Genomic DNA, 21,336 nt, shown 5'->3' with positions numbered 1-21,336 from the left:
TCCACCTCGGCACGGCGCCCCTGCGGGCCGCACCGGGGCCGTGCACTTCCGCGGAAGTGCACACAGGGGCCTACGCCGAGATGCGGTCCAGCAGCAGCGGGAGCGGGTCGTCGCCGGTGTCGACGCCGATCGCGCCCTCGAGCGCCTCCAGTGCCCGCGGGATGCGCGCGGGGTCGTCGGTGTGCAGCTCGAGCAGCGGCTGGCCCTCCGTCACCTGCTCGCCCACCGCCGCCGTCCAGGTGACGCCGGCCGCGGCCGACACCGGGTCCTCCTTGCGCGCCCGGCCGGCACCCAGCCGCCACGCGGCGACGCCGAGGGCGAAGGCGTCCAGCCGGGTCAGCGTGCCGGTGGCCGGGGCGGTGACCACGTGGCGCTCGGCCGGCCGGGGCAGCGCGGCGTCGGGGTCCCCGCCCTGCGCGGTGATCATCCGCCGCCACACGTCCATGGCCCGGCCGTCGCGCAGGGCGTCGGCAGGGTCGACGTCGGGACGCCCGGCCGCGGTGAGCATCTCCCGGGCCAGGGCCAGGGTCAGCTCGACGACGTCGGCCGGGCCACCGCCGGCGAGGACCTCCACCGACTCGGCGACCTCGACGGCGTTGCCCGCGGCGCGGCCCAGCGGCCGGTCCATAGCGGTCACCAGGGCCACCGTGGTGACCCCCGCCGCCTCGCCGAGGCCGACCATCGTGCGGGCCAGCTCGCGGGAGGCCTCGGGGTCCTTCATGAACGCCCCGGACCCGGTCTTGACGTCGAGCACGAGCGCGTCGGCGCCCTCGGCGATCTTCTTGCTCATGATCGAGCTGGCGATCAGCGGGATCGACTCCACCGTCGCCGTCACGTCGCGCAGCGCGTAGAGCTTCTTGTCGGCCGGCGCGAGGTCGTGACCGGCCGCGCAGATGACCGCGCCCACCTCCGCCAGCTGGCGCAGGTAGGCCTCCTCGTGCACGTCGGCGCGCCAGCCCGGGATCGACTCGAGCTTGTCCAGCGTCCCGCCGGTGTGCCCCAGGCCCCGGCCCGACAGCTGCGGCACCGCCACGCCGCACGCGGCGACCAGCGGGGCCAGGGGCAGGGTGGTCTTGTCCCCGACGCCGCCGGTGGAGTGCTTGTCGGCGGTGGGCCGGCCCAGCGAGGACAGGTCCTTGCGCTCGCCCGAGTCGATCATGGCCTGCGTCCAGGCGGCGAGCTCGTCGCCGTCCATGCCGCGGAAGAACACCGCCATGAGCAGCGCACTCATCTGCTCGTCGGGGACGGTGCCGTCGGTGTAGGCCCCGATCACCCATCGGATCTGCTCGGGGGTGAGCCGGTGGCCGTCACGCTTGGCGCGCAGGACGTCGATCGCGTCGAACGCCGCCATCAGCCCTGCCCCCGCTCGGCTGCGGCGACCAGGTCCTCGGGACCGAAGGCGTCGGGCAGCACCTCGCGCATCGGGACGATGCCCAGCGAGACGGTCTCGATGAGCATGTCGGCGCCGCCGTGCTCCCACAGCAGCTGCCGGCAGCGCCCGCAGGGCATGAGCGGCTGCCCGTCGCCGCCGACGCAGGCCACCGCGACCAGCCGGCCGCCGCCGGTGCGGGCGAGGTCGCTGACCATCCCGCACTCGGCGCACAGCCCCAGCCCGTAGCTGGCGTTCTCGACGTTGCAGCCGGTGACCACCCGGCCGTCGTCGACCAGCCCGGCCACGCCCACGGGGAACCGCGAGTAGGGCGCATAGGCGTGGGTCATCGCCTCCCGGGCCGCGCTGCGCAGCGCGTCCCAGTCGACGGTGTCGTCCACCCGCCCCACCACCCCGTCGCTCACCTAGTGCTCTCCTCTTCGATAGACGAGCCCGTCGGCCTTGGGCATCCGCAGCCTCTGGGAGGCCAGGGACAGCACCAGCAGGGTGGTCAGGTGGGGAGTGAAGAAGACGATCCCCTCGGGGAGTCGTTCGATCGTCAGGAAGCCCACCAGGCTCAGGACGGCGAACACCCCAGCGATGGCGGCCACGAGCGGCCGTCCCCGCCTCACCTGCAGGACCGCCACCACGGCCAGCAGGACGGCGACCAGCAGGAGGAGCGCGACGACCGCCGTCCGGCTGCGCAGCTGGAGGGCGTCGGCGAAGCCGAACAGTCCGGCCCCTGCCGCCAGGCCGCCCGGCCTCCAGTTGCCGAAGATCAGGGCGGCCAGACCGATGAAGCCGCGCCCGCCGACCTGCCCCTCCCGGTAGATGTTGGCGATGAAGACCAGGAAGACGCCACCCAGCCCGGCCAGGGCCCCGGAGATCACCACCGCGATGTACTTGAGCCGGTAGACGGGCACGCCGAGGCTGTCGGCGGCAGCGGGGTTCTCGCCGCAGGCGCGCAGCCGGAGACCGAAGGCCGTCCGCCAGAGGACGAGGTAGGCGGCCGGGATCATGAGGACGGCGACCACGGTGAGGACGCCGACGCCGTTCGTCACCCCCCGGAGCAGGCCGGCGAGGTCGCTGACCAGGAACCAGCGCCGTTCCTCCAGCGCCCCCAGCAGGTCCGGCCCGGAGGAGAGCACGGGGAGGGAGAAGTCCGGGGGTTGACTCGACAGCGGCGGTGACTGGGCGGCACCACCACCGGCCGGGTTGTCGACGTAGAGCAGTTCCGACAGGAACCGCACGACACCGGCGGCGAGGATGTTGATCGCCACACCGGAGACGACGTGGTCGACACCGAAGGTCACCGTGGCCACCGCGTGCAGCAGGCCGCCGATCGCCCCGAACAGCAGCCCGCCGACGACGGCGGCGCCCCAGCCCCACTGGTAACCGGCGAACCCGGCGCCCCAGGTGCCCAGGATCATCATCCCGTCCAGGCCGATGTTCACCACGCCGGCCCGCTCGGAGAACAGCCCGCCGAGCGCGGCGAGCGCGATGGGCACGGCCAGCAGCAGCGCAGCGGCGATGGTCGACGACGACGTCAGGGCCTGTTCCCCGGAGATGACCCGGACGGCGGAGACGACGACGAGGACCCCGAGCGCCAGCCACAGGAGTCGCCGGGACCGCCCACCACCGGTGAGCAGGTCGGTGACGGGGCCGCGACTGGGCCGGGTACCGGGTGTGCCGGTCGCGGTGCTCATGCTCGGGCTCCCTGCTGCTCACCGGGGACGGCGGGGTGCGGCCGCACCCCGTCGGGTCCACCGTCCGACGGACGGGTGCCGTCGGGACCGCCGTCGCCGGAGGGCGGGGCGGCGGCCACCGCCCCGGCCCGCTCCGCCGAGCGGAGGGCCAGCCGGCGGGCGATCTCGTTGGCGATCACGACGGCGAGCACGATCGTGCCCTGGATGATCGTGACCACCGACGACGGGATGTCGGCGAACTGGAGCGGCAGGGCGGCGCGGTCGAGGAAGGCGAACAGCAGCGCGGCCACCGCGATGCCCAGCGGACTGTTGCGGCCCAGCAGCGCCACCGCGATGCCGAGGAAGCCCAGTCCAGCGGTGAACTCGGTGCCGAACTCGTGAGTGTCCCCGAGCAGCTCGGGCAGGCCGATGAGACCGGCGACCGCGCCGGAGAGCAGCATCGTCTTGATCACCATGCCACTGGAGTCGACACCGCTGGCCCGTGCCGCCGACGGGGACAGACCGCTGGCCCGCAGGTCGAACCCGAACCGGGTCCGCTTGAGCACGACCGCGATCACCACGCCCACGACGATCGCGACGAGCATGAAGCCGTAGAGCTCCGAGCGGGGTTCTGCCAGGCCCAGCCCGGTGAGGATCCCGTTGAGCCCCGGGAACCAGCCCGACTCGGGGATGGTCCGGGTCGTCACGATCGACTGTCCCTCGGTGCTCCCGCGGAGCGGACCGGTGAGGAGGAACGACGCCGTCCCCAGGGCGATGAAGTTGAGCATGATCGAGCTGATGACCTCGCTCACGCCGCGGGTCACCTTGAGGACGCCGACGATGCCCGCCCACAGTGCCCCCACCAGCACGGCGACGACGATGATGAGCAGGACGTGCAGCGGCGCCGGCAGCGTGACGGCGGCGCCGACCGCCGCCGCGAGGATCGTGGCGAGCCGGTACTGGCCCTCGACGCCGATGTTGAACAGTCCCATCCGGAACGCGATGGACACCGCCAACCCGGCGAGGAACAGCGGGACCGCCCGGTTGAGGATCACCACGATCGACTGCACCTGCTGCGAGGGGGAGTCGCCGAGGTCGGTGATCACGCCGAGCGCCTCGATCGGGTCCTCCCCGATCAGCGCGACGATGATGCCCGAGACGACGAGCGCGACGACGAGCGCCAGCGCGGGCCCGAGGAGGGCCAGCCCGAGGCGGCGGAGCCTGTTCACGCTGCACCCACCGCCGTCCGGGCCCCGGTCATGTACCCGCCCAGCTCCTCGGGGGTGACCCGAGCGGGATCGAGGGTGGCCACGAGGGAACCGCGCAGCATGACGTGCAGCGTGTCGGACAGACCGATGAGCTCGTCGAGGTCCGCGGAGACGAGCACGATCCCCAGCCCCTCCGCGCGGGCGTCCTTGAGCAGCTCCCAGATGGCCGCCTGCGCACCGATGTCGACACCGCGCGTGGGGTGCGCGGCGATCAACAGCCGCGGATGGGCCTCCATCTCCCGGCCCACGATGAGCTTCTGCTGGTTGCCCCCGGACAGCGCGACGGCGAGGGTGTCCGGTCCCGGGGCGCGGACGTCGTACTGGCGCATGATGCGCTCGGTGTCCGAGCGCGCGCCGCGGCGGTCCAGGAACCAGCCCTTGACCGCCGGCGGCCGGGTCTGGTGGCCGAGGATGCGGTTCTCCCAGAGCGGGGCGTCGAGGAGCATGCCCTGGCGGTGCCGGTCCTCGGGGATGAACCCGACCCCGGCCTCGCGACGCGCACGGGTGGACCAGGCGGTGACGTCCTCGCCGGCCAGGGAGATCGTCCCGCCGGCGAGCCCCCGCAGGCCCATGACGGCCTCGACGAGCTCGGCCTGGCCGTTGCCCTCGACGCCGGCGATGCCGACGACCTCGCCCTCCCGGACGGTGAGGCTGACGTCGTCGACGACGGGGCGGCCATCCGCTGCCGTCACCGTCACGGAGGACAGCTGCAGCACCGGTGTCGCCCGCACCGTGGAGGTACGGGTCTCCGGTGTCGGCAGCTGGGAGCCGACCATCATCTCGGCCAGCTCGCGCGTGGAGGTGGTCCTGGGGTCGGCCGTACCGACCGTGGTGCCGCGGCGGATGACGGTGATCGAGTCGGCCACCCTGCGGACCTCGTCGAGCTTGTGCGAGATGAAGATGACCGTCAGGCCCTCTCGCTTGAGCTCGGCCAGGTTGCCGAACAGCTCGTCGACCTCCTGTGGCACGAGGACGGCGGTCGGCTCGTCGAGGATGAGGATGCGGGCGTCGCGGTAGAGCACCTTGGCGATCTCGACCCGCTGCCGGTCGCCGACGCCCAGGTCCTCCACGAGCGCGTCGGGACGCAGGCCCAGTCCGTAGCGGTCGGAGATCTCGGTGATCCGTCGGCGGGCCTCGGCCCGGTCCAGCCGGCCGCCGCGGGTGGGCTCGCTGCCCAGCACGACGTTCTCGAGGACGGTGAAGTTGTCGGCCAGCATGAAGTGCTGGTGCACCATGCCGATCCCCGCGGCGATCGCGTCGGCCGGGCTGCGGAAGGACACCTCGCGCCCGTGGACCAGGATCTCGCCCTCGTCGGGACGGTGCTCGCCGTAGAGGGTCTTCATCAACGTCGACTTGCCGGCGCCGTTCTCACCGACGATGGCGTGCACCTCACCGCGGCGGACCCGTAGCTCGATGTCCTTGTTCGCCACCACGCCGGGGAAGCGCTTGGTGATCCCCCGCAGCTCGACCGCCAGCGGCGCCTCTTCGCCGGCCCCGGTCGCGCCCTTGCTCAGGCCGGCCGGCTCGCCGACCGGGTTGCCCGCTGTGGCCATGATGGGCCCTTCCCTGTCGCTGCGGCCCGCGGGTGCGCGGGCTCGCCTCCACTCTGCTGTACCGGTGGCGCGGCATGGACCGCGCCCCTGCCGCCGCCACTCCTCCGGCGCGGGTGTCGACTGCGCATTCTGCCCACCTCCGCACCGGGCGGGTGCCCCCCTCAGCACGACGGCGGGTCCGGGGGGCGCTCCCCCGGACCCGCCGTGTGCGTGTGGTCGGTCAACCGGCTCGCCGGCTGCCCGGCGTCACGGGGTGGTCGGGACCTCGATCTCGCCGTCGATGATCTGCTGACGGTAGGTGTCGAGGTCGCCCTGGATGTCGTCGATGAAGCCGCCGGTGGTGGCCAGGCCGACGCCGTCGCTCTCGAGGTCGTACAGGATGTCGGTGCCGCCCTCGACGCTGCCGTCCACGAAGGAGCCGACGAAGGACAGCACGGCGTTGTCGACCCGCTTCAGCATCGAGGTCATGATCACGGCCTGCTGGGCCGGGTCGTCGACCGTCTGGTACTGGTCGGAGTCGACGCCGATCGCCCGGCCGCCCGCCTCCGCGGCGGCCTGGAAGACGCCGGTGCCGGAGCCACCCGCGACCTGGAAGACGATGTCGGCACCCCCGGAGTACATGCCCTGCGCGAGGATCTGCGCGCGCGCCGGGTCGTTGAACCCCGTGAAGTCGCCGGCGGGGGAGATGTACTGGGTGTCGATCGTGATGTTCGGGTTGACCGCGCGCGCCCCGGCCTCGTAGCCCGCCTGGAACGTCTGGATGAGCGGCACGTTGACGCCGCCGACGAACCCGATCCGGCCGGACTCGCTCTTCAGCGCGGCGGCGGCGCCGGCCAGGAAGGAGCCCTGTTCGGAGGCGAAGATCAGCCCGGTGACGTTGTCGCCCTTGCTGGTCCCGTCGGGCAGCTGGTAGGAGCCGTCGACCTGCGCGAACGTGGTGTCGGGGTACTCGGCCGCGACGTCGGCGATGATCGTGTCGTAGGCGAACCCGACGGCGATGACCGGGTCGTACCCCTGCTCGGCGAGCTGGGCGAGCAGCTCGGCGCGGTCGGAGCCGTCCTCGTTCGGGGTGACCTCGCGGTACTCGCCGCCGTACTCCTCGATGGCGGCCTGCGCGCCGGCGAAGGCGGAGTCGTTGAACGACCGGTCACCGCGCCCGATGGCGTCGTAGGCCAGGCCGATGCGCACCTCCTCCGCGCCGCCCTCGCCGCCACCGCCGCCGCTGCCGCCGTCGGGCTCGTCGCTGGCACAGGCGGCCAGGGCCATGCTGCCGGCGAGCAGCAGCGCCGCCACCTTCGTCTTCCGCGCTCGGCGCAAGAGGCACTCCTTCCTCGGGGGAGCTCCGCACAGACGGAGGGGAGCTCCCGTGGGTCCTTGGTCCGTCACGCCCGGGCTCCCCGGCCCGGCCGGGGACGCCGGACGCGTCGACTGGGCACGCTAACCGCGGTCGGCGCCCCGCCCGCCATGTCGGCGGCGGACCGAGATGCGATCGTTGCGAAGCAGCAGGCGGCCCGGAGCACCCGCCACCGCCGTCGCGCGCCCGCCCGGTGGGCCGGGCCAGCGCACTAGCGTGGTCCCGTGCGGCGACAGCGGGAGACCCGGCGCCCCGTGCGGGCGCTGCTGGGCGCGCTGGTCGTGGCGGCGGGGCTGGGTGCCGGGGTCGCCACGGCGGCGCCGGCCGCGGCCGCTCCGGCCCCCCAGGCGCCGGTGTCCGAGGCTCCCCGGCCCACGGTCGACGCGGCCGCGCCGACGCCCACCGCGCCGCTGCCCGGCGGACCGCCGCAGGGGTACGGGCCCGGCGGCGTCACCGTCGGCGGCGAGCGGCTGGACACCCGCGGCACGGTCGTCGTCGACGGCGCCCCGCCGCTGCCCGACGGGATCGCCGCCGCGGGCTGGCTGGTGGCCGACGCCGGCACCGGCGACGTGCTGGCCGCCCGCGACCCGCACGGCCGCTACTACCCGGCGAGCACCCTCAAGACGCTGACGCTGCTCACCCTCGTCCACCGGCTGGACCCGGCGCTGGTGGTCGAGGGCACCGTCGAGGACGAGGCGATGGAGGGCAGCAAGGTCGGCATGGTCGCCGGCGGGCGCTATCCGGTGTCGCTGCTGTTCCAGGCGCTGGTCATGCAGTCGGGCAACGACGCGGCCAACGGGCTGGCCCGCGCGGCCGGCGGCGTGGAGGCCACCGTGGCGGCGATGAACGCCCGCGCGCTGGAGATGGGCGCCTTCGACACGGTGGCGGGCACGCCGTCGGGTCTCGACGTCGCCGGCCAGTCCTCCTCGCCCTACGACCTCGCGCTGTTCTTCCGGGCGCTGGTCGCCGACCCGGTCACCGCGGCCCTGCTGGTGACGCCGACCGCGCAGATGCCCGGGGTCGAGGGCCGCTCGACGGGCTTCCAGATCCAGAACGAGAACCCGCTGGCGGACTACCCGGGCGGGCTGGGCGGCAAGACCGGCTTCACCGACGCCGCCCGGCACACCTTCGTTACCGCCGCCGAGCGCGACGGCCGGCGGCTGGTGGTCAGCGTCATGGGCACCGAGAGAACCCCGCTGCGGGCCGCCGACCAGGCCGCGCGGCTGCTCGACTGGGGGTTCACCGTGCCGGCGTCGCTGGGCGGCGTGGGCAGGCTGGTCGGCTCGGCGGCCGAGGTCCCGGCTCCGTCGACGACCCCGGCCCCGGCGGCCACGCCCACCGCGGCGGCACCGGTGGCCGCGGGGCCCACCGGACGGGCTCCCGCGGCCGACGACGGCCCGCCGGCCCTCGGCGGGGTGGCCCTGGGCGCGGCCGCCGTCGCGGTGGTCGTCGCCACGGTCATCGGCGTGCGGCGGGCCGTGCGCCCGAGCCCGCCGGCACCGGCACCTCCTCCGGCGCGACGGCGGGGACCGCCGGGGACAGGGACGGCAGGGTCGCGGTCCAGGCCGCGGTGAAGAAGGCGAACCTGGCCACCAGGTTGATCCAGACCAGGATGCCGACCGCGCCGCCGAACGCCGAGGCCGTGACGCTGCCGTCGATGAGGGTCAGGTAGAGCGCGCCGGCCAGCTTGAGCACCTCGAGGCCAACCGCGCCGAACAGCGCCCCGGACAGCAGGCGCCGCAGCGGGGAGCCGGTGGCGGGGACCACCCGCAGCAGCCAGAGGAACACCAGCACGTCGGTGAGCAGCGCCAGCGCCAGGCCCAGCACGGTGGTGAGCACACCGAGGCCGGGGACGCCGGCCAGCCCGAGCAGGTCGAGGAACCAGGCGGTCGCCCGCGTGCCGACGCCGGTGAGCGCGAGGCTCGCCAGCCCGACCACCCCGAGCAGCAGCAGGGCCACGAGGTCCTGCAGGTTGTCCCGGAGGAACTCGGGCTCGTCGGCGCGCCCCTTCCAGATGCGCTCCATGCCGATGCGGAGCTTGTCCATGGCGCGCAGGCCGGCGTACAGGACACCGGCGAGGCCGACCAGGCCGGTGATGCCGGCCGAGCCCACGGCCGAGCGCAGCTCCCCGACGATCTGGCGGCCGGTCGAGCCGGGGAACGCCTCGCGGATGGCGGTGTAGAGCTCCTTCTGCAGCAGCGCGTCACCGGAGAGGACCAGCGCGATGACCGACGCGACCAGCAGCAGGACCGGGAACAGGCCGAGGAAGACGAAGTAGGTGACGCCGGCGGCCATGAGGTCGCCCTGGGTGCGCCGGTAGCGGCCTCCGGCCCGCGCCAGGTGGTCGAACCACGGCAGCCGGCGGCGGAGCCGCCCGACGCCCGCGGTGATCCGGGGGCCCGCCCCCGCGATGCGGGCCCAGGGCGCGCGGACGGCGTCGCCGGCCCGCAGCCGGTCGTCCCGAGGTGCACCCACCCCGCCCAGTCTGGGGCCGAGTGCACCGGGCCGCCCGGTGACGTGCTGTGGCCCCGTCTCGAAGCCCGCTCTGAGCCTGCGAAGGGTGGGGAGGACGGGTCCTCCTGCTGCAGGGTCCCGCCGCGAGCCTGCGAGTGGCGGGCGGCAGGAGGGTCCTCCGTCAGCGGTACGGCGGTCCGGTCAGCGGGTACTCGCGCGCGACCGTCCAGGTGCCGGCCGGTGTCTGCTCGAACTCGGTGAACGACTCGACCCGGAACTCCGCGGTCAGGTCGGCCAGGCCGCTGTAGGCGAGGTCGAGCATGTCCTCCGGGACGTCGTGGGCCACGGTGACGTGCGGGTGGTACGGGAACGACAGCGTCCGGGTCAGCGGCCCGGTGCGGACGTCGGAGGCCAGCAGCTCGCAGTTGCCGATGCCCTTGGCGACGGCGACGAAGACGACGTCGCTGACCGGGGTGAAGGTGCCGGTGCCCGACAGGTGCATGTCGAAGGGCGGGTGTGCGGCGGCCACCCGTGTCAGGTGCTCGGTGATCGCGGGCCGGTCGGTGCAGGGCACCTCGGTGGGCGGCAGCAGCGTCACGTGCGGGGGGACGAGCGTGGCCTGGGCGTCGCCGACCTTGGTCCGCCAGTCGACGAGCACCTGCGCCCACGGCTCGGGGACGGGCACCAGCACCCCGACGACGGAGGTCTGCGGCGGCGGCGTCGAGCTGCGCGGGACGAAGGTGTCGTCGTTCACGACGCCACTCCCGCAGGAGGCAGGAAGCCGACCCGGTCGTAGACGGTGCGCACCGTCCGCGCGGCGACCTCGCGGGCCCGGGCCGCGCCGGCGGCCAGCAGCCGCTCGAGCTCGGCGCGGTCGTCGAGCAGCTCCTGGGTGCGCTCGCGCACCGGGGTGACGAACTCGGTGACGACCTCGGCGAGCTCCTTCTTCAGGTCGCCGTAGCCGCGGCCGGCGAAGCGCTCCTCCAGCTCGGGCACGGCGGTGCCCGACAGTGCGCTGTGGATGGCCAGCAGGTTGGTGACCCCCGGCTTGCCGACCGGGTCGGCGACCACCTCGCGGCCGGTGTCGGTGACCGCCGAGCGGATCTTCTTCGCCGTCACCTTCGGGTCGTCGAGCAGGAAGACGCAGCCGGCCGGGGGCAGGCTCTTGCTCATCTTCTTCTCCGGCGACTGCAGGTCGAGGATCCGCGCCGCGCCCTGCGGGATGCGGGCGGCGGGCACGGTGAACGTCTCACCGAAACGGCCGTTGAAGCGGGTGGCGAGGTCGCGGGTCAGCTCCAGGTGCTGGCGCTGGTCCTCACCCACCGGGACCTCGTCGGCCTGGTAGACGAGGATGTCGGCGGCCTGCAGGACGGGGTAGGTGAACAGCCCCACCGAGGAGCCCGCAGCACCCTCGCGCTGGCTCTTGTCCTTGAACTGCGTCATCCGGCTGGCCTCGCCGAAGCGGGCCACGCACTCGAGCACCCACGACAGCTGCACGTGCTCGGGGACGTGGCTCTGCACGAACAGCGTGCTGCGCTGCGGGTCGACGCCGAGCGCCAGCAGTTGGGCCGCCGAGACCAGGGTGCGGCGGCGCAGCTCCTGCGGGTCCCACTCCATGGTGATCGCGTGCAGGTCGACGACGCAGTAGAACGCCTCGGCCGTCTCCTGCAGCGCGACCCACTGCCGCAGCGCACCCAGGTAGTTGCCGAGGTGGAACGAGTCCGCCGTCGGCTGGATGCCGGAGAGCACACGGGGAAGGGGCACGGCGGCCATCAAACCAGCCGCGGCTCAGCCGACCGGTGCGCCGCTGCGCACGTCGTCGGCCGCCGTCCCGGACACGCCGGGGAGGACGTCGTCGAGCGCTTCGAGGAAGACGTCGTCCTCCTCGGGCGTCCCGACGGTGACCCGCAGCCCCTCGCCGGCGAAGGGGCGGGTGATGACCCCGCGTCCCTCCAGCGCCCGGGCGACCGCGGCGGTCGGCTCCCCCAGCGGGAGCCACACGAAGTTGGCCTGGCTGTCGGGGACCTCCAGCCCCCGGTCGCGCAGCGCGGCGGTGAGCCGGTCGCGCTCGGCGACGACGGCGGCCACCCGGCGGCCGACCTCCTCCTGGCTCTGCAGCGCCGCGACGGCGGCCGCCTGGGCCAGCGTGGAGACGCTGAAGGGCACGTGGGTGCGGCGGACGGCGTCGGCGACGGCGGGGTCCTCGGCGACGAGGTAGCCGACCCGCAGCCCGGCCAGGCCCCAGGCCTTGGAGAACGTGCGCAGCACGGCGACGTTCGGCCGGCCGCGCATCACCTCGAGCCCGTCGGGGACGTCGGGGTCGGTGACGAACTCGCGGTAGGCCTCGTCGAGCACGACGAGCACCGACTCCGGCACCCGGTCGAGGAAGCGCTCGAGCTCCGCGCGGCGCACCGCCGTCCCGGTGGGGTTGTTCGGGTTGCACACGAACAGCAGCCGGGTGTCGTCGTCGACCACGGCGGCCAGGCCGTCGAGGTCGTGGGTGTCGGGCGAGCTGCCCGGCCGCGAGGGCACCAGGGGCACCTGCAGGCTGCGGGCGCCGGCCACCTGCGCGAGCAGCGGGTACATCTCGAACGAGCGCCACGCGAAGGCGATCGCCGTCCCGGGGTCGTTGAACGACTGGGCGAGCTGCTGGCAGAGCATCACCGCCCCGCAGCCGGGGACGACCTGCGCCGGGTCGACGCCGTAGTGGCCGGCCAGCGCCCGGGTCAGCACGGCGGCGCCGTTGTCGGGGTAGCGGTGGGTCTCCCCCGCCGTCGTGGCCAGGGCCTGGACGACGGCCGGCAGCGGCGGGAACGGGACCTCGTTGCTGGCCAGCTTGACAGCACGGTCGACACCGAGCTCCCGCGCCAGGTCGGCGGGGTTGCGGCCCGGCTTGTAGGCCGGCAGTGCCTGGACGGCCGGACGTGCACTCACCACGGGTCAGTCCTCCGGCGCACCCGGTGCTCCCGGGCGCGGGCTCCTAGGGTGGCCCCATGCGCGTTCTCGTCGCCGGTGGGGCCGGCTACATCGGCAGCGTAGTCACCGCCGCACTCCTCGCGGGCGGCCACGAGGTCATCGTGCTCGACGACCTGTCGACCGGGCACGCCGACGCCGTCCCGGAGGGCGCCCGGTTCGTGCAGGCCACCCTGCAGGGATCGGGGCCGGTGCTGGCCGACGTCCGTCCCGAGGCGGTGCTGCACTTCGCGGCCAAGAGCCTGGTGGGCGAGTCGCAGGTGCGGCCGGAGCTCTACTGGGAGCACAACGTCGGCGGGTCGCTGGCGCTGCTCGAGGCGATGCGGGCGGTCGACTGCCGGCGGATCGTCTTCTCCTCGACCGCGGCCACCTACGGCGAGCCCGAGCAGGTCCCCATCCGCGAGGACGCGCCCACCCGGCCGACCAACACCTACGGCGCCACCAAGCTCGCCGTCGACGCGATGCTGACCTCGTACGCGACCGCGTACGACTTCGCGGCGGTGAGCCTGCGCTACTTCAACGTGGCCGGCGCCGCGTACGGCCTGGGCGAGCGGCACACCACCGAGACCCACCTCATCCCGATCGCGCTGCAGGTCGCGGCCGGGAAGCGCGAGGCGATGACGATCTACGGCGAGGACTACCCGACGCCCGACGGCACCTGCATCCGCGACTACATCCACGTCTCCGACCTCGCCGACGCGCACCTGCTCGCGCTGACCGCCCCGGAGCCGGGCGAGCACCGGGTCTACAACCTGGGCAACGGCACCGGCTTCTCGGTGCAGCAGGTGGTCGACGCCGTCCGCGAGGTCACCGGCCACCCGGTGCCGGTGCAGGTCGGCGATCGGCGGGCCGGCGACCCGGCGCAGCTGGTCGCCTCCAGCGACCGCATCCGCGCCGACCTCGGCTGGACGCCCCAGCACCCGGACCTGACCGGGATCGTGCGCGACGCCTGGGAGGTCGCGCAGGCCCGCGGCCAGGCATAGGAAGCGATACCCACGTCGAGGCGGCCCGGACGTGGGTATCGCTTCCTATGCCTCGACGTCTGCGGCGGGGGCCGGGTCGGGGGCGCGACTGACCGACAGGCGCGCGATCCGCCGCCCGTCGAGCTCGGTGACGGTGAGCGTGCGGTCCTCGACCTCCACGGCGTCGCCGGCCTCCGGGATCCGGCCGAGCTCGGCCAGCACGTAGCCGGCGACCGTCTCGTAGGGCCCCTCGGGCAGGCGCAGCCCGGTGGCCTCGGCGAAGTCGTCGAGGTTGAGCAGCCCGTCGACCTCGTGCGGGCCGCCGGGCCGCTCGTCGCCGTCGGGCGCGACCTCCTCGTCGTACTCGTCGTAGATCTCGCCGATGACCTCCTCGATGAGGTCCTCGAGGCTGACGATGCCGTCGGTGCCGCCGTACTCGTCGACGACGATCGCCAGGTGCTGGTTCTCCCGGCGCATCTCCGACAGGGCGGTGAGCACCCCCGCGGTGCCGGGCAGCCGCTTCACCTCGCGGGCCAGGTCGCCAACCGTGGCCGCCCGCCCGGCGGGGTGCGAGGGCAGCAGCAGGTCGCGCACGTGCACGAACCCGACGACGTCGTCCTGGTCGCGGCCGGTGACCGGGTAGCGCGACCAGCCGGACTCGGCGACCTGCCGGGCGGCCCGGCTGACCGTGGTCGAGGCGTCGAGGAACTCGACCTCGGTGCGCGGCGTCATCACCTCGCGGACCTCGCGGTCGCCGGCCCGGAACACCTCGTCGATCAGCTTGCGCTCGTCGCTGCTCAGCGACTCGTGGGCGGCGACCAGGTCGCGCAGCTCCTCCTGGCTGATCGCCTCGCCGCTGGCCCTCGGGTCCCCGCCGAGCAGCCGCACGAGCACGTTGGTCGACGCCGACAGCAGCCAGATGACCGGGCGGGACAGCCGGGCGATGGTGTTCAGCGGGCGGGCCACCAGCAGCGCGAAGCCCTCGGCGCGCTGCAGCGCCAGCCGCTTGGGGGTCAGCTCGCCGACCACCAGCGACACGTAGCTGATGACGAGGGTGATCAGCACCAGGGCGAGGGTGTCGGCCATCCCCTCTCCCAGCCCGCGGGAGACCAGCCAGTCGCCGAACGGCTCGGCCAGCGTGCTGGCGCCGAAGGCCGCCGACAGGAAGCCGGCGAGGGTGACGCCCACCTGGACGGCGGCGAGGAACCGGTTGGGGTCGCCGAGCAGCCGGGCCAGGGCGGCGCCCCGGCGGCCGCGCTCGGACAGCGCGCGGACCTGCGCCTCCCGCAGCGAGACCAGCGCGATCTCCGCGCCGGCGAAGAAGCCGCCGACCAGCACGAAGACGACGACGAGGACGATGTCGAGCCAGACGTCGCTCACCGCGGTGTGCTCCTCGCGTCTCGGGGTGGGCGGGCGTGCCCATGCTCCTAGGGCCGGCCACGGGTGTGGCGGGTGGGGTTCGTGGTGTGACGTCGGTCACCTCACCCTGTCGGGTGATCTTGGGCTACGGCTACTCTCGCCGAAGTCACAGATAGCGACTTGTCGACTTCGTGAGGTAATCGCGTGCGCCACCGCCGGCCTTCCCCGCCGCCTGCCCGCCCCGTCGCCGCCCGACGGCGGGCCCGGACGCCGTGGGTGCGGGCGCTGCTCGGCCGCCGCGTCCTGCCGGTGCTGGTGGTCGTCCTCGCGGTGGCCGGCATCGTGCTGGTCGTCCCGCTGATGGCGGCCGGCCGCGGTGGGCTGTCGACGGTCGAGTCCGGGGTCACCTCGGCGGCGGCCGGGACCTCCCCGCGCACCGGTGTGGTGCGGATGGGCGTCGACGGCGAGCCGGCGCCCGGGACGACCACGGTCCCGGGTGCGCCGGGCACCACCGCGGGTGGGCCGTCGACCGGCGCGCCGTCCGACGCACCGACGGCGGAGGCCCCGTCCCCGGACGCGCCGTCGCCGGACGCGCCCTCGCCGGATGTGCCGTCCTCGGACACGTCGTCGCCGGACGCGCCCTCGCCGGACGCGCCCTCGCCGGAGGCACCGTCCCCGACGGCGGGCAACCCGTCCGCGGGGTCGTCGTCCCCGAGTTCGCCCGCTGCCGGGTCCTCCGCTGCCGGGTCGCCGTCTGCCGCGGGGTCGCCGTCGGCCCGGTCGTCCGCCGCGGGGTCGCCGTCCGCCGCGGGGACCACCACCGCGACGCCGAGCACGACCCGCTCCGCGCCTGCCCCGGTGGCGGCCGCTGCCCCGGCCGCCCCGAGCACCGAGGCCGCGGTCCTGCAGCTGGTCAACCAGGCCCGCGCGGCGGCCGGCTGCGGTGCCGTCACCGCCGACCCGGCGCTGGCCGCGGTGGCCCGGGCCCACAGCGCCGACATGCGCGACCGCGACTTCTTCTCCCACACCACGCCCGAGGGGCTCTCCCCCTTCGACCGGGCCGAGGCCGCCGGGATCTCCTACGCGCGGGCGGAGAACATCGCCTACGGCCAGCCCGACCCCGCCGCGGTGATGGACGCCTGGATGAACAGCGCCGGGCACCGGGCGAACATCCTCAACTGCTCGCTGTCGAAGCTCGGCGTGGGCGTCGCGGAGGGTCCCGGCGGCCCCTGGTGGACCCAGCTCTTCGGCGCCTGACCGCTCACCGCGTGAGCGCCGCGGCCACGCGGGCGACCACCACGTCCGGTCCGCGCAGGTCGGCGGCGGTCACGAACACCACGCCCGCCAGCCCGCGGCGGTGAGCCTGGTGAGCCTCGGCCGGTCCCGCGCCGGCTGACCGGCTCCCCGTGCCAGGCGCCGTCGTACTCCACGGCCAGCCGGTGCTCGGGGAGGGCGAGGTCGACGCGCGCGACGAAGGCGCCGCCCTGGTCCCGGACGGTGTACTGCGGCACCGCGCTCCCCGGCCAGCGCGAGGAGCACGCGCACCCGGGACTCCGGCAGGGACCCGGCGCGCGGGTCGGCCAGCTCCACCGCCCGTCTCGCCCGCTGCGCCCCTCGCGGCGACGGCGGCGTGTCCAGCGACCGGCGCAGCCCGGCACGGTCGACGACGCCCCGCGCGAGCAGGACGTCGATGGCCGCCACCGCCTCCGTGGGTGGCTCCGTCCGGGCGATGTCGAGCGCCGTCCGGGTCCCGCTGGTGCTCGGGATCCGGCGCACCCGGACGACGTCGGCGGCCGGGAGCACCGTCCGGCGGACCCGCAGACGGCGACCGGTCCGAACCGCACGCCCGCGGGCACCGACACCTCCACCGGCATGGTCCCGTCCATGAGGGGCGTGGGCACCGGGCGAGCCTGCCGCGAGCCGGCGGTGGGGCGCGCTGGCTGTCCACGGGCCGCAACTGCGGGGAACACGTCGCCGCCGTGCCGCCCTGGACGACGACGCCCCGCAGTCGCGCAGGTGACCCCACCCCGGACGCACGACGGCCCCCTCACCGCGGGGGTGAGGGGGCCGCCCGGGCCGGCGAGCGTCAGGCCATGGCCTTCTGCAGGTTGGTGTCGATGGCCGCCAGGAAGTCCTGGGTGGTCAGCCACGGCTGGTCCTTGCTGATCAGCAGCGCGAGGTCCTTGGTCATCTGACCGCCCTCGACGGTGTCGATGCAGACCTTCTCCAGGGTCTCGGCGAACCGGGTGACCTCGGGCGTGTCGTCGAGCTTGCCGCGGTGGGCCAGGCCTCGGGTCCAGGCGAAGATCGACGCGATCGGGTTGGTCGAGGTCTCCTTGCCCTGCTGGTGCTGGCGGTAGTGCCGGGTGACCGTGCCGTGGGCGGCCTCGGCCTCGACCGTGCGGCCGTCGGGGGTCATGAGCACCGAGGTCATGAGGCCCAGCGAGCCGAAGCCCTGCGCCACGGTGTCGGACTGGACGTCGCCGTCGTAGTTCTTGCACGCCCAGACGTAGCCGCCCTCCCACTTGAGGGACGCGGCGACCATGTCGTCGATGAGCCGGTGCTCGTAGGTGATCCCGGCCTTCTCGAACTGGTCCTCGAACTCGGTCTCGAAGACCTCGGCGAAGACGTCCTTGAACCGGCCGTCGTAGGCCTTGAGGATCGTGTTCTTCGTCGACAGGTACACCGGGTAGCCGCGCTGCAGGCCGTAGTTCATCGAGGCGCGGGCGAAGTCGCGGATCGACTCGTCGAGGTTGTACATCGCCAGCGCGACGCCGGCGCCGGGCGCCTGGAAGACCTCGTGCTCGATCGGCGCGGACCCGTCCTTCGGGGTGAAGGTCACCGTCAGGGTGCCCTCGCCGGGGAAGCGGAAGTCGGTGGCGCGGTACTGGTCGCCGAAGGCGTGACGGCCGACGATGATCGGCTTGGTCCAGCCGGGCACCAGCCGCGGCACGTTCTGCATGATGATCGGCTCGCGGAAGATGACGCCGCCGAGGATGTTGCGGATCGTCCCGTTCGGGGAGCGCCACATCTTCTTGAGGCCGAACTCCTCGACCCGCGCCTCGTCCGGGGTGATGGTGGCGCACTTGACGCCGACGCCGTGCTGCTTGATGGCGTTGGCGGAGTCGATGGTGACCTGGTCGTCGGTGGCGTCGCGGTGCTCGATGCCCAGGTCGTAGTACTCCAGGTTGACGTCGAGGTAGGGCAGGATCAGCTGGTCCTTGATGAACTGCCAGATGATCCGGGTCATCTCGTCGCCGTCGAGCTCGACGACGGTGCCCTCGACCTTGATCTTGCTCACGTCAGACATTCCCTCTCATGCAGCTCCGGCCCGTCGGACCGGACGTCGGTCAGGTGTCGCCGCCTCACATGTCGGCGACGTCGGCCTGCTTCGCTCGCACGGCCTCGGCGGCCTCGCGCAGGCCGGACAGCTCGCTCTCGGTCAGGTCCCCCTCGACGACCCGGCGCACACCCTCCCGCCCGATCTCGGCCTCCACGCCGAGGTAGACGCCGGAGATGCCGTACTCGCCGTCGACCCAGGCGCACACGGGCATGACCGCACCCGAGTCCTCGATGACGGCGCGGGCCATGCGGGCGGCGGCGGCCGACGGCGCGTAGTACGCCGACCCGGTCTTGAGCAGCGCCACCACCTCGGCGCCGCCGTTGCGGGTGCGGTCGACCAGGTGCTCGATGCGGTCGGCGGCCAGCACGTCGGACAGCGGCTTGCCGTCGACGGTGCAGCGCGAGGGCACCGGCACCATCGTGTCGCCGTGCGAGCCGAGGGTCAGCGTCTGCACCGAGGACACCGGTACGCCGAGCTCCTCGGCGACGTTGTTGCTGAACCGGGCGGTGTCGAGCATGCCCGCCTGCCCCATGACGCGGTTGCGCGGGAAGCCGGTGGCCAGCTGGGCGAGCGCGGTCATCTCGTCGAGCGGGTTGGACACCACGATGACGACGGCGTCCGGCGAGGTCCGGGCGACGTTCTCCGCGACCTGCCGGACGATCTTGGCGTTGGTCTCGATGAGGTCCATGCGGCTCATGCCGGGCTTGCGGGGCAGGCCCGCGGTGATCACGACGACGTCGGACCCCTCGGTGCCCTCGTAGGAGCCCCCGCCGACGCCGACGACCTTCGTCTCGAAGCCCTCGATCGGGCGTGACTGGTTGATGTCGAGGGCCAGGCCCTCGGGCTTGCCCTCGACGATGTCGGTGAGCACGACCGTCTCGAAGACGTCGTACTCCGCCAGTCGCAGGGCGGTGGTGGAGCCGTAGAAGCCGGCACCGACGACGGTGACCTTGCCGTTCCTGGGCTGCTCTGCCATGGGCGTCAACCTAGACCGGCCCCCGGGTGCCCGCGCCCGCGGGCCGGGGGCTCAGCCGCCCGGGACCAGGATGCTGAGGACGGCCAGCGCGGCACCGGCACCGGCCATGAGGACGACGTCGACCGGGCGGCTGCGGACGGCGAGGAAGCCCACCCGCCGGACGGGCAGGACCAGCCGCAGCACGCCGGCCCCGACGAGCGCGAGCGCGACGACCAGCAGCCCCCGCCGCCAGTGCTCGAGCGCGACCATCCCCAGCCCGACCGCGACCGCGACCAGCACCGCGAACAGCGGGAGCTGGCGCAGCAGGCCGGCCAGGAAGGGCCGGCGGGTGTAGAGCGGGGGTCGGGTCGTCAAGCGGTGAGCACCTCGTCCGCGGCCGCCCGCTCGGCGGCCAGCACCACGTTCTGCAGGAGCATCGCCCGGGTCATCGGCCCGACGCCGCCGGGGTTGGGCGCCACGTGCCCGGCCACCTCGGCGACGTCCGCGGCGACGTCGCCGGCGATCTTCCCGTCGACCCGGCTGACGCCCACGTCGAGCACCGCGGCGCCCGGCTTGACCACGTCCGCGCTGACCAGCCCCGGGACGCCGGCCGCGGCGACCACGACGTCGGCGGCGCGGAGGTGCGCGGCGAGGTCGCGCGTGCCGGTGTGGCAGAGGGTCACGGTGGCGTTCTCGGTGCGGCGGGTCAGCAGCAGCCCGAGCGGGCGGCCGACGGTGATGCCGCGCCCCACCACGACCACCTCGGCGCCGGCGACGGGGACGTCGAAGCGGCGCAGCAGCTCGACGATGCCGACCGGCGTGCACGGCAGCGGCCCGTCGACGCCGAGCACGAGCCGGCCCAGGTTGACCGGGTGCAGGCCGTCGGCGTCCTTGGCCGGGTCGATCGCCTCGAGGACGGCGTACTCGTCGACCTGGCGCGGCAGGGGCAGCTGGACGATGTAGCCGGTGCAGGCCGGGTCGGCGTTGAGCTCCTCGACGACGGCGAGCACGTCGGCGAGGGTGGCGGTGGCCGGCAGCTCGCGCTGGATGCTGGCGATGCCGACCTGCGCGCAGTCCGAGTGCTTGGCGTTGACGTACCAGCGGCTGCCCGGGTCGTCGCCGACCAGCAGCGTGCCCAGCCCGGGCCGGTGCCCGGCCGCGGTGAGGGCCGCGACCCGCGCGGTCAGCTCCTGGCGGATGGTCGCTGCGGTGGCCTTGCCGTCGAGGATCGTCGCGGGCACCCGCCCAGTGTGCCGGAGCCGGCGACGGACGAGGCCGCGCGGCCCTACCCTCGCGGCGAGGGCCCGTCGCCGTCCCGGACACGGAGGAGAGCAGATGACCGAGCGCGACCCGTCCACCCGCGCGATGCCGGCCGGGCAGCCCGGCGACTGGCGGGAGCAGACGACGCCGGGCCTCTCCCCGGTGGGTGGCGCCTCCGCCGCGGGCCCCGGCGGCTACGGCCAGCCCGCCCCGGGCGGGTACGGCGGGCCGGGCCCGTACACGCAGCCGGACTACTCGAGCAAGCCGGTGGCGGTCCGCGGTCCCGCCTCCCTGGCCGGGCTGCTGCTGATCCTGGCCGGCATCGCCGCCGGGATCAGCCTGGCGCTGCGCTGGCTGGCCGCGGAGAACGACCTCGGCTGGGACCTCGTGGGCCGGGGGTTCGACGAGCTGGGGAGCGGGTTCGGCACGCTGGTCGACACCGGCTTCTGGCAGCCGCTCGCCGTCGTCCTCGGCGGCGGGGTGCTGTTCCTGCTCGGCATCCTGATGTGGCTGCCGGCGCGCTCCCACCGCTTCCTCGGCGTCCTCGCCCTCGCCGTGAGCGCCCTGGCGCTCGCCGCGGTGCTCGTCCCGCTGTCGCAGGAGGGGTGGGAGCCCGACGAGTTCCGGCTGGGCTTCTGGTTCGCCTGCGCGGTCGGCGTCCTGGGCCTGCTCGGCGCCCTCAAGGCGATGCTGACCGGCCGGAAGTACCGGTGAGGGGGGGGGGGGGGGGGGGGGGGGGGGGGGGGGGGGGGGGGGGGGGGGGCGGGGGGGGGGGGGGCGGCGGCGCCCGCGCGCGCCCCC

General features: G+C 74.4%; 19 protein-coding genes. 4 read left to right on the top strand and 15 right to left on the bottom strand.

All coding sequences use genetic code 11. The features are described 5' to 3' along the window. Positions 1-70: 70 nt before the first annotated feature. From ACI79V_RS17160 to ACI79V_RS17135, 6 genes are all read right to left on the bottom strand, one after another. The gene (locus tag ACI79V_RS17160) at positions 71-1,351 is read right to left on the bottom strand and encodes a thymidine phosphorylase (RefSeq protein ID WP_456891096.1); all 1,281 of its coding nucleotides are present in this window, start codon (positions 1,349-1,351) and stop codon (positions 71-73) included. Continuing rightward, positions 1,351-1,794: a cytidine deaminase gene (locus tag ACI79V_RS17155; RefSeq protein ID WP_456877500.1), complete on the bottom strand. Its 444-nt coding sequence runs from the start codon at positions 1,792-1,794 to the stop codon at positions 1,351-1,353. Before ACI79V_RS17155 ends, ACI79V_RS17160 begins: the two co-directional genes overlap by 1 nt. Then, positions 1,795-3,075 carry an ABC transporter permease gene (locus tag ACI79V_RS17150; protein WP_456891094.1) on the bottom strand — a complete coding sequence of 427 codons (1,281 nt, stop codon included), beginning with the start codon at positions 3,073-3,075 and terminating at the stop codon, positions 1,795-1,797. Then, positions 3,072-4,283, bottom strand: a complete 1,212-nt coding sequence (locus ACI79V_RS17145) for an ABC transporter permease (RefSeq protein ID WP_456891092.1) — start codon at positions 4,281-4,283, stop codon at positions 3,072-3,074. The genes ACI79V_RS17150 and ACI79V_RS17145 overlap by 4 nt, the downstream gene beginning before the upstream one ends. Continuing rightward, the gene (locus ACI79V_RS17140; protein ID WP_456891090.1) at positions 4,280-5,875 is read right to left on the bottom strand and encodes an ABC transporter ATP-binding protein; all 1,596 of its coding nucleotides are present in this window, start codon (positions 5,873-5,875) and stop codon (positions 4,280-4,282) included. The genes ACI79V_RS17145 and ACI79V_RS17140 overlap by 4 nt, the downstream gene beginning before the upstream one ends. A gap of 246 nt (positions 5,876-6,121) precedes the next feature. After that, the gene (locus ACI79V_RS17135) at positions 6,122-7,192 is read right to left on the bottom strand and encodes a BMP family lipoprotein (RefSeq protein ID WP_456891088.1); all 1,071 of its coding nucleotides are present in this window, start codon (positions 7,190-7,192) and stop codon (positions 6,122-6,124) included. Between the two features lie 261 nt (positions 7,193-7,453). Here ACI79V_RS17135 and ACI79V_RS17130 point away from each other — a divergent pair, with 261 nt between their 5' ends. Beyond that, positions 7,454-8,803: a D-alanyl-D-alanine carboxypeptidase family protein gene (locus ACI79V_RS17130; protein ID WP_456891086.1), complete on the top strand. Its 1,350-nt coding sequence runs from the start codon at positions 7,454-7,456 to the stop codon at positions 8,801-8,803. Here ACI79V_RS17130 and ACI79V_RS17125 read toward each other — a convergent pair. From ACI79V_RS17125 to hisC, 4 genes are all read right to left on the bottom strand, one after another. Beyond that, complete coding sequence (locus tag ACI79V_RS17125; RefSeq protein ID WP_456891084.1) at positions 8,688-9,704, bottom strand: YihY/virulence factor BrkB family protein; 1,017 nt, start codon at positions 9,702-9,704, stop codon at positions 8,688-8,690. The genes ACI79V_RS17130 and ACI79V_RS17125 overlap by 116 nt on opposite strands. A gap of 160 nt (positions 9,705-9,864) precedes the next feature. Then, positions 9,865-10,437, bottom strand: a complete 573-nt coding sequence (locus tag ACI79V_RS17120) for a 2'-5' RNA ligase family protein (RefSeq protein ID WP_456891082.1) — start codon at positions 10,435-10,437, stop codon at positions 9,865-9,867. Then, on the bottom strand, positions 10,434-11,456 hold the full coding sequence (trpS, locus tag ACI79V_RS17115) for a tryptophan--tRNA ligase (protein ID WP_456891080.1): 1,023 nt from the start codon (positions 11,454-11,456) through the stop codon (positions 10,434-10,436). The genes ACI79V_RS17120 and trpS overlap by 4 nt, the downstream gene beginning before the upstream one ends. A gap of 15 nt (positions 11,457-11,471) precedes the next feature. Then, on the bottom strand, positions 11,472-12,617 hold the full coding sequence (gene hisC, locus ACI79V_RS17110) for a histidinol-phosphate transaminase (RefSeq protein WP_456891078.1): 1,146 nt from the start codon (positions 12,615-12,617) through the stop codon (positions 11,472-11,474). 59 nt (positions 12,618-12,676) lie between these two features. On the opposite strand from hisC, the gene galE reads away from it, so the two are divergent. After that, on the top strand, positions 12,677-13,639 hold the full coding sequence (gene galE / locus ACI79V_RS17105) for a UDP-glucose 4-epimerase GalE (RefSeq protein ID WP_456891076.1): 963 nt from the start codon (positions 12,677-12,679) through the stop codon (positions 13,637-13,639). A gap of 45 nt (positions 13,640-13,684) precedes the next feature. Here galE and ACI79V_RS17100 read toward each other — a convergent pair whose 3' ends face one another. Continuing rightward, positions 13,685-14,998, bottom strand: coding sequence for a hemolysin family protein (locus ACI79V_RS17100; protein WP_456891074.1), 1,314 nt, complete (start codon positions 14,996-14,998; stop codon positions 13,685-13,687). Between the two features lie 183 nt (positions 14,999-15,181). Between ACI79V_RS17100 and ACI79V_RS17095 the strand changes: the two genes are divergently transcribed. After that, positions 15,182-16,234, top strand: a complete 1,053-nt coding sequence (locus tag ACI79V_RS17095; RefSeq protein ID WP_456891072.1) for a CAP domain-containing protein — start codon at positions 15,182-15,184, stop codon at positions 16,232-16,234. A gap of 829 nt (positions 16,235-17,063) precedes the next feature. On the opposite strand, the gene ACI79V_RS17090 is transcribed toward ACI79V_RS17095, so the two are convergent. The 4 genes from ACI79V_RS17090 to ACI79V_RS17075 are packed head-to-tail and all read right to left on the bottom strand — an operon-like array spanning position 17,064 to position 20,516. After that, a complete protein-coding gene (locus ACI79V_RS17090; protein WP_456877486.1) occupies positions 17,064-18,287 on the bottom strand; it encodes an NADP-dependent isocitrate dehydrogenase in 1,224 nt (407 codons plus the stop codon). A 55-nt stretch (positions 18,288-18,342) separates the two neighbouring features. Next, entirely contained in the window at positions 18,343-19,296 is a 954-nt protein-coding gene (gene mdh, locus ACI79V_RS17085; RefSeq protein ID WP_456891070.1) for a malate dehydrogenase, read from the bottom strand. A 51-nt stretch (positions 19,297-19,347) separates the two neighbouring features. After that, complete coding sequence (locus tag ACI79V_RS17080; RefSeq protein ID WP_456891068.1) at positions 19,348-19,650, bottom strand: DUF3017 domain-containing protein; 303 nt, start codon at positions 19,648-19,650, stop codon at positions 19,348-19,350. Beyond that, the gene (locus tag ACI79V_RS17075) at positions 19,647-20,516 is read right to left on the bottom strand and encodes a bifunctional methylenetetrahydrofolate dehydrogenase/methenyltetrahydrofolate cyclohydrolase (RefSeq protein ID WP_456891066.1); all 870 of its coding nucleotides are present in this window, start codon (positions 20,514-20,516) and stop codon (positions 19,647-19,649) included. The genes ACI79V_RS17080 and ACI79V_RS17075 overlap by 4 nt, the downstream gene beginning before the upstream one ends. A 94-nt stretch (positions 20,517-20,610) precedes the next feature. On the opposite strand from ACI79V_RS17075, the gene ACI79V_RS17070 reads away from it, so the two are divergent. Further along, complete coding sequence (locus ACI79V_RS17070) at positions 20,611-21,249, top strand: hypothetical protein (protein WP_456891065.1); 639 nt, start codon at positions 20,611-20,613, stop codon at positions 21,247-21,249. Positions 21,250-21,336 lie beyond the last annotated feature (87 nt).

It is taken from the genome of Geodermatophilus sp. SYSU D00700 (assembly GCF_054050255.1).
The sequence above is the reverse complement of the archived record's forward strand: the minus strand, read 5'-3'. Positions and strand labels throughout refer to the sequence as shown.